Source organism: Pseudoclavibacter sp. CFCC 14310 (assembly GCF_008831165.1).
Taxonomy (GTDB): Bacteria; Actinomycetota; Actinomycetes; order Actinomycetales; family Microbacteriaceae; genus Pseudoclavibacter_A.
In genome coordinates this window covers 54,968-70,124 of the sequence record NZ_WBKC01000002.1, presented here as the reverse complement: position 1 = coordinate 70,124, position 15,157 = coordinate 54,968, and the positions used below count along the sequence as shown (strand labels likewise).

At 67.8% G+C, this 15,157-nt stretch carries 13 protein-coding genes; 6 read left to right on the top strand and 7 right to left on the bottom strand.

Features of this window, described 5'->3' with window-relative positions:
• Positions 1 to 214: 214 nt before the first annotated feature.
• A complete protein-coding gene (locus F8O06_RS04085; RefSeq protein WP_158037656.1) occupies positions 215 to 1,393 on the top strand; it encodes an LOG family protein in 1,179 nt (392 codons plus the stop codon).
• Here the strand turns inward: F8O06_RS04085 and F8O06_RS04080 are convergent.
• The 5 genes from F8O06_RS04080 to F8O06_RS04060 form a co-directional block, all read right to left on the bottom strand.
• Positions 1,362 to 4,034, bottom strand: a complete 2,673-nt coding sequence (locus F8O06_RS04080; RefSeq protein ID WP_158037655.1) for an AAA family ATPase — start codon at positions 4,032 to 4,034, stop codon at positions 1,362 to 1,364. The genes F8O06_RS04085 and F8O06_RS04080 overlap by 32 nt on opposite strands.
• On the bottom strand, positions 4,031 to 5,341 hold the full coding sequence (locus tag F8O06_RS04075; protein WP_158037654.1) for a metallophosphoesterase family protein: 1,311 nt from the start codon (positions 5,339 to 5,341) through the stop codon (positions 4,031 to 4,033). Before F8O06_RS04075 ends, F8O06_RS04080 begins: the two co-directional genes overlap by 4 nt.
• Before the next feature lie 45 nt (positions 5,342 to 5,386).
• Positions 5,387 to 6,991 carry a DEAD/DEAH box helicase gene (locus F8O06_RS04070; RefSeq protein ID WP_158037653.1) on the bottom strand — a complete coding sequence of 535 codons (1,605 nt, stop codon included), beginning with the start codon at positions 6,989 to 6,991 and terminating at the stop codon, positions 5,387 to 5,389.
• A gap of 287 nt (positions 6,992 to 7,278) precedes the next feature.
• Positions 7,279 to 8,055, bottom strand: coding sequence for an HNH endonuclease family protein (locus F8O06_RS04065; RefSeq protein WP_158037652.1), 777 nt, complete (start codon positions 8,053 to 8,055; stop codon positions 7,279 to 7,281).
• A gap of 25 nt (positions 8,056 to 8,080) precedes the next feature.
• Entirely contained in the window at positions 8,081 to 9,211 is a 1,131-nt protein-coding gene (locus tag F8O06_RS04060; protein ID WP_225733389.1) for a YeiH family protein, read from the bottom strand.
• Positions 9,212 to 9,273: 62 nt separating this feature from the next.
• Between F8O06_RS04060 and F8O06_RS04055 the strand changes: the two genes are divergently transcribed.
• On the top strand, positions 9,274 to 10,170 hold the full coding sequence (locus F8O06_RS04055) for a LysR family transcriptional regulator (protein WP_158037651.1): 897 nt from the start codon (positions 9,274 to 9,276) through the stop codon (positions 10,168 to 10,170).
• A gap of 7 nt (positions 10,171 to 10,177) precedes the next feature.
• On the opposite strand, the gene F8O06_RS04050 is transcribed toward F8O06_RS04055, so the two are convergent.
• Together F8O06_RS04050 and F8O06_RS04045 are read right to left on the bottom strand one after the other, a co-directional pair.
• The gene (locus F8O06_RS04050) at positions 10,178 to 11,392 is read right to left on the bottom strand and encodes a glycerate kinase (RefSeq protein WP_225733388.1); all 1,215 of its coding nucleotides are present in this window, start codon (positions 11,390 to 11,392) and stop codon (positions 10,178 to 10,180) included.
• Between the two features lie 2 nt (positions 11,393 to 11,394).
• Positions 11,395 to 12,000 carry a hypothetical protein gene (locus F8O06_RS04045; RefSeq protein ID WP_158037650.1) on the bottom strand — a complete coding sequence of 202 codons (606 nt, stop codon included), beginning with the start codon at positions 11,998 to 12,000 and terminating at the stop codon, positions 11,395 to 11,397.
• Positions 12,001 to 12,090: 90 nt separating this feature from the next.
• Here F8O06_RS04045 and F8O06_RS04040 point away from each other — a divergent pair, with 90 nt between their 5' ends.
• From F8O06_RS04040 to F8O06_RS04025, 4 genes are all read left to right on the top strand, one after another.
• Entirely contained in the window at positions 12,091 to 12,432 is a 342-nt protein-coding gene (locus tag F8O06_RS04040) for a DUF488 domain-containing protein (protein WP_158037649.1), read from the top strand.
• Positions 12,433 to 12,437: 5 nt separating this feature from the next.
• The gene (locus F8O06_RS04035; RefSeq protein ID WP_225733387.1) at positions 12,438 to 12,842 is read left to right on the top strand and encodes a phage holin family protein; all 405 of its coding nucleotides are present in this window, start codon (positions 12,438 to 12,440) and stop codon (positions 12,840 to 12,842) included.
• 117 nt (positions 12,843 to 12,959) lie between these two features.
• Positions 12,960 to 14,078 carry an NAD(P)/FAD-dependent oxidoreductase gene (locus F8O06_RS04030; RefSeq protein ID WP_158037648.1) on the top strand — a complete coding sequence of 373 codons (1,119 nt, stop codon included), beginning with the start codon at positions 12,960 to 12,962 and terminating at the stop codon, positions 14,076 to 14,078.
• Positions 14,072 to 15,109 carry an arsenic resistance protein gene (locus tag F8O06_RS04025; protein WP_158037647.1) on the top strand — a complete coding sequence of 346 codons (1,038 nt, stop codon included), beginning with the start codon at positions 14,072 to 14,074 and terminating at the stop codon, positions 15,107 to 15,109. Before F8O06_RS04030 ends, F8O06_RS04025 begins: the two co-directional genes overlap by 7 nt.
• Positions 15,110 to 15,157 lie beyond the last annotated feature (48 nt).

Genomic DNA, 15,157 nt, shown 5'->3' with positions numbered 1-15,157 from the left:
TTGCCTGTTGTGACGAGCTCGATCAGCTCGAACTTCGAAACATTGTCACGCACCCCAGAGACAGCCAGCAATGTGCGAGCTGACATAATCCGGGCGTCTGCATGTCGCAGGGGCCGTCGGTCTCTGCTTCCCTTCCCGACTGTCGTTCGGGCTGCTCACCGATGATCGGAGCGACGTTCACGTTCTGGTCACTCCCCTGTGACATGCTGGAGATATGTCCACACAGTCGATTTCCCACAGCCCAGATCCTGCCTCCGTCGACCTGCCGTCGACTCCGGAGCGCCAGCTGGGTCAGGTGCGCGAGCTCATCGAGGAGTGCGGCATCACCGATGATGCCGATCTGGTCGAACGCATCGTCATTGAGGGCCTCGGTCTCGGTGAAGACGGCGCCGATCGACTGAATCTGAAGATCGCTTCGAGTGCGATCTCAGAGATGAGGCAGGCGTTTCAGCTGTTCGCGCGCTTCGACGGGCGCCCCAAGGTCACAGTCTTCGGGTCTGCGCGCACCAAACCCGACGACGTCGTCTACCAGATGGCTCGTGACGTCGCAGAACGGCTGGCGGCGATGAACTGGCTCGTCGTCACCGGAGCAGGCCCTGGCATCATGCAGGCGGCCACCGAGGGAGCCGGACCGGAGAGCTCGATCGGTGTGGCCATCCGGCTGCCGTTCGAATCGCCCAACCCGACTTTCACCGACGAGACCAATCTGGTCAGCATGAAGTACTTCTTCACGCGAAAGCTCATGCTGGTCAAAGAGTCGCAGGGGTTCGTGTGCATCCCTGGCGGGTTCGGCACGCTCGACGAGCTCTTCGAGCTGTTGACTCTGCAGCAGACAGGCAAGTCGGTGCCCACCCCGATCGTGCTGCTCGACCGTCCTGCCGAGGGCGTTCCGACGGAAGCCGTGTCTGCGCACGCGAGCCGCGCCCGAAATCGAGCCGGCTATGATCCTGCCGCCGACGAGGCTCCTCCACGCCCGATCGGCGGCTTCTGGAGCGGCCTTCGCCGTTTCGTCGACGATCAGCTCATTCCGTCTGGAGTGGTTTCGCCAGACGATCTCGACCGCGTGATGATCACCGACTCGGTCGACGAGGCCGTGCACGAGATCGCACATTTCTGGAACAACTACGACTCGCTGCGCTGGGTGGGCAGCCGCCTGATCCTCCGGCTGCGCAACGCTCCGACAGACGACGAGATCGCCGACCTCAACCGGCGATTCTCGTATCTGACCCCCGATGCGGCCATCTGCCGCACCGAACCGCTGCGGCCCGAAACGCGCGATCACGACAAGGTCGATCTGCCTCGTCTCATGCTCACGCCGGACTCACGTCAGATCGGCCATCTGTTCCAGCTGATACGAGCGATCAACGACCTGCCCAGTGCTCCGCGCGAGTGAGATGAACCTGTTTGGCTCCCCCGATGCGAGCGAAGCGTCGCGGCTGGCACGTCAGCACGATCACCTGCGCCGTACCGCCGAGCTGGCTGAGCACCGCGTTCAGCATCTCCAGTCGCTCCGGATCGGCGAAGCCGAGCGTGTCGTCAAGCACGACGGGTGCGCCGTCGTCTGACGAGACCAGCTGAGCGCAGGCGAGTCTGCCGATGAGTGCCAGCTGCTCTCGAGCGCCGGCTGACAGCGAGTCGAACGGGATGGTGCGCCCGTTGAGGGTTCTCGATGCGATCTGCAGCGTCGGGCTGACCTCGACGGCGAAGTCGCGTCCGAAGACGCTGCGCCCCAGCCGTTCGATCTGACGTCGGAACGGAGCCACGTAGCGCTGCTGGGCCTCGTCGCGGTGCCGCAGCAGCGTCTCGCGCAGTGTCGACACCGCCTGTGCGGCGCGGTTGGTTCGCGCCACTTGCTCGTGCGCCGTCACGAGATCGGTGCACACCACCTGCAGGCGATCGTAGATGCCCTCCCCCGCCAGCAGTTTGAGCCGCCCCTGCAGCTCGTCGCGCTGAGTGCGCACGTCTTCGAGCTCGGCGGTGGTGCTCTGCACCAGCCGCCGCGCATTCTCGACCTGCAGCTCGATCTTCTCTGCGTCGGCATTCTGCAGGCGTCGTTTCGCCTGTTCGACGCCTTCGGCAGCCGACTGCAGAGAGCCCTCTGCCTGATCCACGAGCTCTTTGAGAGCGACGTCGCCGAGTGACTGTCGGTCGTTGTCGATTCTGACGGTCAGCCGTTCGCATTCGGCAAGCGCCGCCTTGTAGGCCTCGGCCGCTCGCACCGCCGCAGTGGCGGCCTCCGTCAGCCGCTCGCGCGCACGTTCGTTCGCCTGCTGCGCGAGGGCGACCTCATGCTCGGTGTCGTCGAGTCGATCACGGGCATCCGACGATCGCGATTCGAGCACGGACAGACCGGCCGAGTCGCGTCGGCCCGGCTCTGCAGCTTCGTCTGGCTCGCGCGGCTCGTCATCGCTGTGCAGGCGAGCTCGCAGGGTTTCGACGCGGGCTCGCAGTTCGGCGATCGCTTCCGGAACGTCGTCGTCGACCTCGAGCAGCGCCCGCAGCTCGGTCTCGGCCCGCTGCCGCTCAGCGTCCGCCGTGCGACGCAGTTCGGCAGACTGCTCGGCGTCTTCGAAGGTGGCGACTCCGTCTCTGCTCAACGCACGTTCGAGGGCTGACTGCGCGTGCTGCACGTCGGCATCGAGTTCGCTGGTCTTGGCCGCAGGTGCGACGTCGACGCGCACGACTCCCTCGACCTCGATGCGCACGTGGTCGTGCACGGCGACCTCACGAACAGCGCCGGCGTCGAGGGCGCTGCCGTCAAGCACAACCGCATCGCCGCCGAGACGCGTGGCCGTGACCTGCGCAGCAGCCGCGTCTCGCATTCGCGTCGCCACGTGCACTTCGGTCTGCAGTTTCGTCAGGCGTCTGAGCTTCTTGTCATCGATATGCTGCACCCGCAGCACGGCTTCGGCCGCACGGAGCTGTGCCTCTGACGCGGTGGCGCGCTCCAGCTGAGCGCCGAGCCGATTCAGCTCGTCATGGTCGCGCCGCCGGCTCAGTTCGTGTTCGCAGCGGCGTGCCCGTTCGCGGGCGTCTGCCAGAGCCGTCGTCGCCGAGGCGACCCGTTCGGCCGTCTGCCGGGCATGCGTCTGCGCATCGGTCTGACTCAGCTCCAGTCGTTCCGCCTCGACTCGCTGTGTCTCTGCCTGCTGTTTCAGATCCTCGAGCTCATCGTTCAGCGCACGTCTTGCCTGCAGCTGGTCGCGCAGTGCGCCCAGCCGCTGCTGTGCGCTCTCGTGCTCCCGCTCTGCCGAGGCCAGCCCTTCTTGCAGCACACGCAGCTCGGCGCTGCTGCGGGTCAGAGCGGCGACGTCTGTGCGTGCCTGCTCCAGACGCTCTGCGGTGTCGGCGGCCAGACGCCGGCAGACGGCATGGGCATCAGCGGCCTCGTCCATCTCGCGGCTGCGATCCCGCAGATCTCTGTACTGCCGGGCCAGGTCGGCCAGCTGCTGGCGAGCGTCTCTGACCGCTCTGACCGGGCGCCCGGTGGCGGTGAAGTACTGTGTGTACTCGCTTTCGACCCGAGCGAGCAGCTCGTCATACCCGTCGAAGTCGTCTGCCGAGGTCTCAAGCGCCGTCTGCAGAGCCGGCAGCTGTGCCAGTTCCGGCTGGTCGAGCGAGTCGCCCTGCTGCACTTCCAGGGCGTGCAGCAGCCCCATGTCGACGGTCTCTCGCAGAATCTGCACGAAACGATCGTGCGCGTCATCGCCCGAGAGCGACTCGCCTTTGGGCGCGGTCACGGCCAGCTCGGTGATCGGCTGCACCAGCCACCGTTTGCGCATCGTCAGCGTGTACGGGCCGGTCTGCATATCGATGGCGACTTCGGGCCCGGCATCGCGCCCCACGGGCTGCACGTTCCTGATCGAGCGATGCCTCGAGCTCGATTTGTACTCGCGCACCAGGTGCAAGGCCTCGAGCACCGACGACTTGCCGACCTCGTTCGGCCCCTCCACCACAGTGACGCCTGCCCCGAACGCGATCGTGCGATGACTGATGCCGCGAAAGTCGGTGAGTTCGATCTGGGTGAGTCTCATCGCGCGCCTCCGGTCAGCCGATACAGCAGTGAGAGCGCGTCCTGTGCGGTCCTGGCCCCCGATGCCTGCTCCCCGCCGACGTTCTCTCCGTCGGCAGCTTCGAGCGCTGCCCGCACGGCCTGGTCGAATTCGGGATCGGACTCTTCTGCCACGTTCCCGTTCGCCGTCTCACCATCGTTCTCGCGCTCGACGTCGCGCTCGACCGCCACGCTGGTGCGCGCGTCTGCGGCAGAAGTGTCCTCGGCCCGACCGATCAGCTCGGTCAGCGCCGCCGAGGCGAAGCCGGTCAGATGCAGGTCTGAGAAGTCGCCGTCGTCCGGTCGTACGACCAGATCGCTGTGGCTCTCCCAGATCTTGATCAGCGCGAACAGATCGCAGAACTCGTCGATCAGTGCGTCAAGACGAGCGCGCAACGAGGTCGAGAGCGTGCCCTGCAGCATCAGCCAGACGCCGGTTCGAGCCTTGTCCGGAATCCGTTCGAGGCGCCCGCGCAGCCGTGCGAGATCGTCGGCATCCTGCAGCGTCTCGGCGACCGTCTCAAACCGCCACGCGCCCACGTGCACGCGTTCGACCTGCACGCGTTCCGACAGATCTGCGTCTGGGTCGACGTCGACGACCAAGACGTTCCCCGGATCGACCTCGCGACGAGCCGTCACCTCAGGCGTGCCCGGATACCAGATGCCCGTGCCGACCTCTGCGGTGGCATGTCGGTCGCCCAAGACGGCGACGTGCACCATCCCCGCGGTGATGAGCGCGCCGAGGGCACCGTCGTCGATCGTCGCCGGGTCGGTCGCATCCGGGTTCAGCGTCGCGACCGCCCCGTGCCCGGCCACGACCCGGGTCACGCCGGATGCCGGGGGCACCAGATCGGCGCAGGCTGCCGCGACGAGGTCGGCATCGGGGCGTTTCGAGAACCAGGGCGCTCCGACGAGCTCGACGTCGGCCGCCACGGCCACCGGAGCGCTGTCGCGAATGACGTGCACATGTTCGGGCCGCCGTGCCGTGAACTCCTCCGCGTCGTAGATGGAAGCGGAGTCGAGCGGGTCATGGTTGCCCGGAAGCAGGTAGATCGGCACGGTGGAGTCGCGCAGCGCCTCGAAGGTGCGCGCGATCACCGACCGATCGAGCTGGTTCGTCTCGAAGACGTCGCCGCACACCACGACGAACTGCGCCTTTCGCTCGGCCGCGAGGCGGGTGATGCGCTGCAGCACGTCGAAACGCGCCTGGGCGAATCTGGGCCGCGCCTCGGGCTCGAGAAAGCCTGCGGTCATGCCGAGCTGCCAGTCTGCCGTGGCGAGGAATCTCATGCTGGCAGTTTAACGACTGTGCCCGTCCCGACCGCAGAGCAGCGTCTACCGCCCGTGGCGCTGACCGCCCTTGCCGCGCGAACCGGCGAGCTGGCCGACTCCCGATTTGCTCGAGAACCGAGCGGCGCCGCCGGAGCGCTGACCGCCCTGCTTCGACGACGAGCCGCTGCGCGGGCGCGAGTCGTGCGTCGAGGCGATGCCGTCGCCCGAGCGACGCGAGCGACCGCCGCGTGATTCCGCCGCACGACCGCCGTCACGACGGGCGCCGTCACGGCGTCCGCGTGAGTCCGAGCCGTTCCAGTCGCCGCGTGAGTCTCGGCTGTGCGAGCTGTGGCCGCCGCGCCCACCGCGCGACTCATGCGAGCCGTCACGCTGACCCGTGCCCTGCCCCTCACCGCGACGACGACGCGACTTGCCGCGTCCCTGCCGACGGTTGCCCTCGGGCGTCTCCGGGGGCTTCGGGGCGACATACGGCGCCGCTTCGCCGACCAGTTCGACGACCTCAGGCGACTCGGCGGTCACCTTGATCGGTTCGACCGAGATCTTGGCCTGGCGCAGCATCCCTTTGAGGTCGCGGCGCTGCTCGGGCAGGCAGATCGTCACGACGTCGCCCTGGTGGCCGGCGCGCGCGGTACGACCCGAACGGTGCAGGTAGGCCTTGTGCTCTGCCGGCGGATCGACGTGGATCACCAACTCGACTTCAGGCACGTCGATGCCGCGCGCGGCGACGTCGGTGGCGACCATGACTTTGACTTCGCCCGACTCGAACTTCGCCAGATTTCGCTCACGGGCGTTCTGCGAGAGGTTGCCCTGCAGGTCGACGGCGGGAATGCCGTTGGCCGTGAGCTGGCGCGCGAGACGCTTGGCATGGTGCTTGGTTCGCATGAAGAGGATGCGTCGGCCGGTTCCGGAGGCGAGGCGCTCGACGACCGCCTTCTTGACGTCAGGCGAGCTGACCTCGAAGACGTGGTGCGTCATCTTGGCGACCGGCGAGTTCGCCTCGTCGACCGAGTGCAGAATCGGGTCGTGCAGAAAGCGGTTGGCGAGCTTGTCGATGCCGTTGTCGAGCGTGGCCGAGAAGAGCAGACGCTGACCGTTCTTGGGGGTCGCGTTGAGGATGCGGGTGACCGCCGGCAGGAATCCCAGGTCGGCCATGTGGTCGGCCTCGTCGAGCACGGTGATCTCCACGGCGTCGAGACTCACGAAGCCCTGCTTCATGAGGTCTTCGAGGCGACCCGGGCAGGCCACGACGATGTCGACGCCTGCTTTCAGAGCGCTGACCTGGCGCTGCTGCTTCACCCCGCCGAAAATCGTGGTCGCACGCAGATCGTAGGCGCTGGCGAGCGGCTCGATCACCGTCTCGATCTGCGTCGCGAGCTCGCGTGTGGGGGCGAGTACGAGCGCGACGGGCTGCCCGGGGCGGCGTTTGCCGCCGGCAAGCTCGCCGGCCAGGCGTGAGACCAGAGGCAGCGAGAAGGCGAGGGTCTTGCCCGAGCCGGTCTTGCCGCGGCCGAGCACGTCGCGGCCGCGCAGCGTGTCGGGCAGCGTGTCTGCCTGGATGGGAAAGGCCTCGGTCTTGCCGTCAGCCTCGAGCACCGAGACGAGCGGTGCGGGAACGCCGAGTTCGGCGAAGGTCTTCTGAGTCGTCATGATGTGTGTGACTTTCCGCGGTCTGCACGACCGCTTGCGTCACCCGGGGCACGATGAGACCGCCATGCACATGCATGGCGCACCGTCCTGGTGACTGATTGGCGAAGGCGCCGGTCGGCGCATCCGTTCGCCGTATGAAAGAGATCTCTGCGCTGGGTCCCAGCTCGGGGCGAGGTCAGCGCGGGCTCGTACAGAGCTCAAGAGGCGTTCTACGACGCGAGCGAGCACGAATGCTCACCAAGTGCACCACACTACCTCATCAGCGCGAAGAACGCGACCGCCCGACCTCAGCAGCTCGACAGCACGTGCCGCATGGCCTCGGCCTCTGCCTGCGTCACCCACAGCGAATAGGCCGACTTCACCACGATTTGCCGCGAGACGTACGAGCAGCGGAACGATCTGTTCGGTGGCAGCCAGGTCGCGGCGTCTCCGTCGCCCTTGCGCGTGTTCGTCGGGCCGTCGACCGCCAACAGGTTGCGCGGGTCGTTGGCGAGCTCGAGCCGCTGATCGGCACTCAGCTGCTGCGCGCCCTTCTGCCAGGCGTCTGAGAGTGCGACGACATGGTCGATCTGCACCGCCTGCGAGGTCTTGTCTCCGCGCACGAAGGCGATTGTCCCCCCGGTGTACGGGTCGTGAAGCGTGCCCGAGAGCACCGTGCACGGCCCCCGAAGCTGCACGTCCACGAGGTCACGGGCCAGCACGTCGTTGCGCGCGTCGCAGCCGTTGCGGTCGGGATCACGCCACCCCTTGCCGAACTCGGATCGCGCATAGCCGGTCTTCGGCGCGCGACCCTTCACCGGCAGCGATGCCAGCGTCTGCAGCGCCGCCTGCGCGTCTGCAGCGCTCGGCTGCGGTTCAGCGGATGCAATCGCCGCATCACCGGTCGAGCCGGGGGCCTCATCTGTCGGTAAGACATCATCCGACGGTGCGGTGCTGGGCGAATCGGTCGCCGGAGCGGGAGCGTCGGGGGCTGTCGTCGAGCAGCCGACGCAGAGGCCGAGGCAGACGCCGAGGGCCGCAAGCACGCCGAGCAGCCGCTGCAGACGGCGAGACGAATGGGTCATCCGTGCAGCGTACGCGTGTGGACGCTCATCCGAAGAGCAGCACGCCGCCGAGACCGATCGCGGCGACGACGACAGTGGTCGACAGGGCGAGCACGAAGGGCCGTGCGCCCAGACGGCGGATCATGCTGAGCTTCACTCCGGCCCCGAGCGCGAACATCGCGGCGGTCAGCAGCAGCGTCTGAGCCGTGTGCGCCACATCGACGACGGGCTGTGGAACGATGCCGAGTGAGCGGATCACGACCATTGCGATGAACCCTGCGACGAAGAGCGGCATGATCGGCGGGCGGTGTGTGTGCGTGCCGTCGATCGCAGAAGCCTTCCCGCTCGCAGACAGGCGGCGCTGCAGACCGATCACGGTCAGCACCGGAGCCAGCAGCAGAACGCGTGCGAGCTTCACGATCACGGCCGCTGCCAGCGCGCCGGATCCGACGGCCCCGCCGACGGCGACGACCTGCGCCACCTCGTGCACGGAGGCTCCCGCCCAGAGACCGGTCTGCTGCTCGGTCAGGCCGAGTCCGGAGGCCATCAGCGGCAGCAGTGGAATCATCACCGTGCCGTAGATCACCACGAGCGCGACCGCCGTGACCACCTCTTCGTCTCGGTCGTCGTCGAGCACACCGTCGATCGCGGCCACGGCTGCCGCGCCGCAGATCGAGAAGCCGCCGCCGATCAGCAGCACCTGATTCGGCGTCATCCCGAGCCAGCGTCCGACGAGCAGGCTAGAGCCGATGCCCACGCCGACCACGGCGACGACGACCACGATCATGCCCGGCCCGAGAGCCAGGACGTCACCGAAGACGAGCTGCAGGCCGAGCAGCACGACGCCGATGCGCAGCACCCGCTTCGCGGCGCTGGCGATGCCGGGTTCGAGAATGCGGTGCACGCCGCCCAGGTTGCGCAGCAGCACGCCGAGCACGATCGCCACGAGCATGGGGCTGAGCACAGGCAGCCAGGAGCTCACCAGCAGGGCGAGTCCCATTCCGACGGCACTGACGGCGAGTCCCGGTACGACCGCGCCGACGCGGCTCGCCCACGACACGGGTGCCATCTGCGCCTGCGCCTGCGCGAGGGAGCCTCCCTGGCGCGGCTCGATAGTGGCCGCTCTGGCTTGGTCGTTGCTCTGGTCGTTGCTCTGATCGTCGTTCACCTGTCTCATGATCCTCTTCGCACGGCGCGGCCAGTAGTCCCGGAATTGCATCGATCACATATCATCGTGATATGACTCACAGATGGCCTGATCTGTCGGTGCTGGCGCTCGTCATGGGCGTCGACGACTTCGGCAGCCTCAGCGCGGCAGCGCGCGAAGCGGGAATCGCACAGCCGAACGCCTCACGCGCGATCAGCGCGCTCGAGCGCGACCTCGGCGTGACGCTGCTGCGGCGACACCCCCGCGGCTCGTCGCTGACCCGTGCCGGGCTGCGTGTTGCCTCAGGCGCACGAAGCCTGCTGCAGGCGGCCGATGCGTTCGGTGACCGCATCGACGAGGTCGTCAGCGGCGAGCGCGTCCGCCTCGACCTCGGCGCCAGTCTGACCGTCGCCGAACAGCTGGTGCCCCGCTGGCTCGGTCGGCTGCGTGAGGCGCTGCCCGACGCCGACGTGCACCTGCAGGTGCACAACTCGGCCGACGTGTTCGACTTGGTGCGCTCTGGCGACTGTCTTCTCGGCTTCGTCGAGACCCCCGATCAGCCCGTCGAGCTGCACACCCGGGTGGTCACGACGGATGAGCTCGTGGTCGTGGCGGCCCCGACGCACCCGTGGGCTCGTCGGGCCGATCCGGTCACCGCCGAAGAGCTCGCGCGCACGCCGCTCATCCTGCGCGAGCCGGGTTCCGGCACGCGTGCCACCGTCGAGCGGGCTCTCGCTGAGCACTCCCCTGTCGCCCCGGCCCTCGAAGCGGGCAGCAACGCGGCCGGGCTGGCCACGGCCGCAGCGGGTTCAGAGCCGGCGGTGCTCAGCCGACTCGCCGTCGCACGCTGGATAGAGCGCGGCGAGCTCGTCGCCGTGCCGGTGACCGGCGTCGATCTGCATCGCGAGATTCGCGCGGTCTGGCGCGACGACCTCGTCTCGCCGGTCGCCCGTCGACTGGTCGCCATCGCCTGCGACGATCAGCACTGAGCATCGATCACCGCTGAGCGTCGAGCGTCGCGAAGACCTCTTCGGCGACCTGCGGCAGCAGAGCGGCCGCGTCGCGCATGGCCCGCTCCGGTGAGCCGGCGCGGTCGACGAGCGTCGCCAGACGGCGGATGCCCACTTGTGCCTGCTGCGCCTCGTCGAGCGTGCTGCGTCCCGCGATCGCCACGACGGTTGCCCCTGCGGCGGCTGCGCTGCGAGCCAGTTGCACTGGCCCCTTGCCCTGCAGCGACTGCTCGTCGAGCGACCCCTCGCCGACGACCACCACGTCGGTGTGCGCGAACGCATCAGAGATGCCCAACAGATCGGCGATCTCGTCACCACCGGAGCGCACTTCGGCGAGGCGCAGGGCGATCAGCGGCGCGCTGAACCCGCCGGCGGCACCTGCGCCCTCGACGTTTCGCACCTCGGTGCCGGTCTCGTGTTCCAGCAGCGAGCCCCAAAACGCGAGGCGGTCCTCCAGCGTGACCACGGCATCCGCGTCGGCCCCCTTCTGCGGGCCGAACACCTGAGCCGCACCGTGCGACCCGACCAGCGGCGCGGTGACGTCGCTCGCGATCACGATCGCCGTCTCGGCAAGCCTCGGATCGAGCTCGGCCGTGTCGAAGCGCACCCCGACTGAGGTGCGCTCCCGGCTGATACGGTCCAGATCGCGCACGTCGCTGATTACGTGATCCTGTGCGTCGACGACGCGCAGACCGAGCTCGGTGATGCATCCGAAGCCTCCGTCGGTGCTCGCCGAACCGCCGATGCCGATCACGAGTGATCGGTAGCCTTCGTCGAGGGCCAGCCTGATCAGCTCGCCGACACCGCGCGTGTTCGCTGCGAGAGCCTGCTCCGGTGTGGGGTGACCTCCGTCGCTTCGGTCGAGTTCTGCCGGTACGAGATGCAGGCCGCTGGCCTGCGCCAGTTCGATGACCGCGGTGTCGCCCATCGTCGCCCACCGTGCACTCACGCGCCCCTGATCGGGCAGCGGCCCGTGCACCTGGGCGGTGTGCTCGGTCGCTCCGGCTTCGAGAAAGGCATCGACCGTACCCTCGCCGCCGTCGGCGATCGGCTTGAGCGTGATCTGAGCATCGGGCAGCGCCATGCTGATGCCTCGGCCGATCAGCTGCGCCGCCTCGGCCGCGCTGAGCGACCCTTTGAATTTGTCTGGGGCGACCAGCACGCGCAGCGCCCGGTCGGCGGAATCAGATCGAGTCGTCATGATCAGTGGTGCGCCATCAGTTCGAGACCGACCACCAGCAGCCCCAGTGCGGCTTCGGCCACCAGCACCAGGAGCTTCTGCCAGCCCGGCAGCTTCAGGCGTCGCACGGCGGCGAAGCCAATGCCCACCAGCCAGAGGATCAACAGGACGGTCGAAGAGCGCAGCGCGATCTCAAGTGTCCAGATGCCGCCCCAAGCCCCCAGAAGCATCAGAATCGGCAGGGCGATGGCCGTGGTTGCCCCGATCGAGGTCGATGCGGCGTGACGAGCCTCGCTCGCGGTGAACATGCGCTGATGCGTCACGAAGTGGGCGAGAATCTCGGCGAGGAACATGGCCAGCACCGAGCCGATGACGGTGACGATCAGCGTGGTGACCGCCTGCTGCGGGGTGACGTCGGCGTGAGATGCCAGCGTGAGCACGACGGCGAGTGCCGTGAAGGTGATGTAGATACGCTCTTTGAGTCGCGATGCGGCCGCTGCCCGCTGCTCGTCCTGCTGCTGCAGGGACGACTCGGCCGTCGCTGGAGATTCACTCGCTGGCGTTGGGGCTCCGGTCGCTCGCGTCGAAGATCTGCCCGCTGTGGCTGGGGATGCTGATTCATCGCTCATGTCTGCTCAGCCTAGCCGGATCATGTGCCCCGCGGGTCGAACGGGCTACGGTGGAATCAGGCTGCGAAAGCCGAGAGAGGACGCTCCCTGATGTTTCAGATCAAGCGCATCTACGAACAGCCCACCGAGAGCGACGGGTTCCGGGTTCTGGTCGATCGTCTGTGGCCCCGAGGAGTCTCGAAGGCGCGTGCACACCTCGACCTGTGGCTCAAAGACGCCGCACCGTCGCCTGAGCTGCGCACCTGGTGGAACCATGACCCGGCTCGACTCGACGAGTTCGCCGAGCGGTACCGGCAGGAGCTCGAAGCGAACCCGGCCGTCGACCAGCTGCGCTCCGTCGAGCGCGAGCACCCGACGGTGACCCTGCTCTACGCAGCCCGTGACCCGAAGGTGAACCACGCCCTCGTGCTTCGCGACTTTCTGCAGGGGTGACGGCGATGATCCGCTTCGTGACGCAGGCGGTGCTGACGGCAGTCGCCCTCTGGATCACCGCTGCGATCGTGCCCGGCATCGCCGTGGTTCCGTTCGCCGGTGAGCCTCCGATGAACAGCATCCTGACCTACCTGCTGGCAGCGGCGATCATCGCCCTGGTGAACTCGTTCTTCGGCACCGTGCTGCGCTTCATCAGCATCCCGCTCTACATCGTGACGCTGGGACTCTGGTCGTTCGTGCTCAACGGTCTGCTGCTCTGGACGGCCAGTCTGATCAGCAGCTCCTGGGGCTGGGGGCTGACCATCGATCGCTTCTGGTGGTCAGCGGTGTTCGGCGCGATCGTGCTCGGCTTCGCCAACTGGCTGGTCGAGCTGGTCACCCGGGCAGTGGGCATCGGCTCTCGCGACTGAGCCCCACGTCACCGCGGACCCAGGCCACCGAGGACCCACATCACCGAGAATTCGACACGACCGACACGCCACACTACTATTGCGAACTATTCGCATTAGTTATGAGAGTGGTGTTCCATGCACGTCATCGACGCAACCATCGTGGGAGCGGGCCCGGCCGGCGTGGGCATGGCGGTCGCCGCCAACGCGATCGGCGACTTCGAGGTCTCGCTGATCGACGCCGGGCAGATCGGCCAGACCTTTCACGACTGGCACCCGGAACAGCGGTTCCTCACGCCGTCGTTCACCGGCAACGGCTTCGGCGCGACCGACCTCAACTCGGTGCACCCGAGCACCTCTCCGGCGTTCACATTGGGCGTCGACTACCCCGACGGCCCCGGCTACGCGCGCTACCTCCGTTCGCTGGTCTCGCATTTCCGCGTGCCGGTCGCCGAAGACACCCGAGTGCAGCGCATCACACCCACCGACGACGGCTTCGAGATCGAGACCGACCGGGGGCGCGGCCGCTCTCGCACGCTGATCTGGGCGGGCGGCGAACGCAGTGAGCCGCGCCTGCCCGGCATCCGCGGCGAGCATCTGCTCACCCATTCGTCGCATGCGGATGCCTGGGCCGAGCGCAGCGGACGTCTCGCGGTGATCGGCGGCTCCGAGTCAGGCATCGAGATCGCCTGCCATCACGTCGAACGAGGTGCCGAGGTGTCGGTCATCGACGCCGAGCGGCCGTGGGGCCACGGAGTCAACGGCGATCGACAGGCCGACCCGTCGTTCGGGCTCGCCCCGCGCACCCGCATCCGCATGCGCGCCGCCCTCGAGACCGGCCGCCTCGAGCTGCGAGATGCGAGCGCCACCGCCGTGGTGCGCAACGGCACCGGCTTTCGCGTCAGCACCTCGCGCGGTCCCGCGGTGCTGAGCGAGACGCCGCCGATCGCGGCCACCGGCTACGGTCCCGGGCTCGGTCCCGCAGCCGAGCTCTTCGACCGGCGCGACGACGGCTGGCCGCTGCTCACCGAGCACGACGAGTCGACCGTCACCCCTGGCCTGTTCCTCACCGGACCGGCGCTGCGGCACGACGACGAGCGATTCTGCTTCGTCTACAAGTATCGACAGCGTTTCGCCCATGTCGCCCGCGTGATCGGCGAGCGGGCCGGCCGCGACTGCTCGGCACTCGATCTCTGGCGCGAGCAGGGCATGCTGCTCGACGATCTCTCCTGCTGCGGAACGAGCTGCGCATGCTGAAGGGCCTGCACCCCGCGACGGTCGTCACCGCGCTGCTGCCGGTGCTCTCGATGGCGGTCGGCAGCATCATCGCGAGCGTCTCGACCACGGCCTCTGCGGTCGCCGGCGAGCTGACCGATCCGCTGGTGCTCCTGCTGGTCGCGATGCTCTTCGTCACCCTGCCCGTCGGCCGCCGCGCAGGCGTCTCTGGCACGGCGCCTCAGCGAATTCGCCCCAGCGCGCCGCTCATCGCTCTGGCCTGGGCGATGAACTTCGTGGTCGTTCCGGTGCTGGCCATCGGGGTGACTTCCTTCGTGCTCCCGGACGATCCCCTGCTGCGGCTGGGCGTGATGATCTACCTGCTCTTTCCCTGCACCGACTGGTTTCTGGGCTTCACACGGCTGGCACATGGCGACACCGTGACGGGCGCGGCGCTGATTCCGATCAATATGGTCACGCAGCTCTCGCTCTACCCCGTGTACCTGAGCTGGCTCACCGGCGCCAGCGTGGTCTCGACCGTGGCAGAGATCGGGCCGGCGCTGGTGCAGTGGTTCGCGCTGCCAGCCCTCTGTGCTCTGGCTGTGCGCGCGGCACTGCGACTGACGACTCCGGTCGACGTGTGCGAACGCATCCTGGGCGCGCTCGACCACCTCGTCACACCCGTGATCGCCGCGCTCATTCTGGCGCTGTTCGCGGCCAACGGATCGACCGTCGTCCAACATCCGGCTGCCTTCGGCCTCGTCTTCGTCACCGTCTTCGTGTTCTTCGTGGTCTCGTGGTGGCTCGTCACCGGCGTGTCACATCTGACTCGTCTGCCCTATTCGGCGCATGCGCTGCTCTCGATGACCACCTCAGCCCGAAACGCACCGATGATGCTCGCCGTGACAGCCGTCGCGCTGCCTGGCCAGCCCGTCGTCCAGGCTGCGATCGTGCTCGGCATGCTCGTCGAGTTCCCGCATCTGACGGTGATCACACAGCTGCTGCTCCGGCAGCGTTCCCGCCGGCCGGCCGCACCGACGACACGCCTGACCTGGCGTTCGTACGCATCCTGACCTATACTGTGCGACTGTCGGCTGTCGTTGACAGCTGACCAGGTGTTC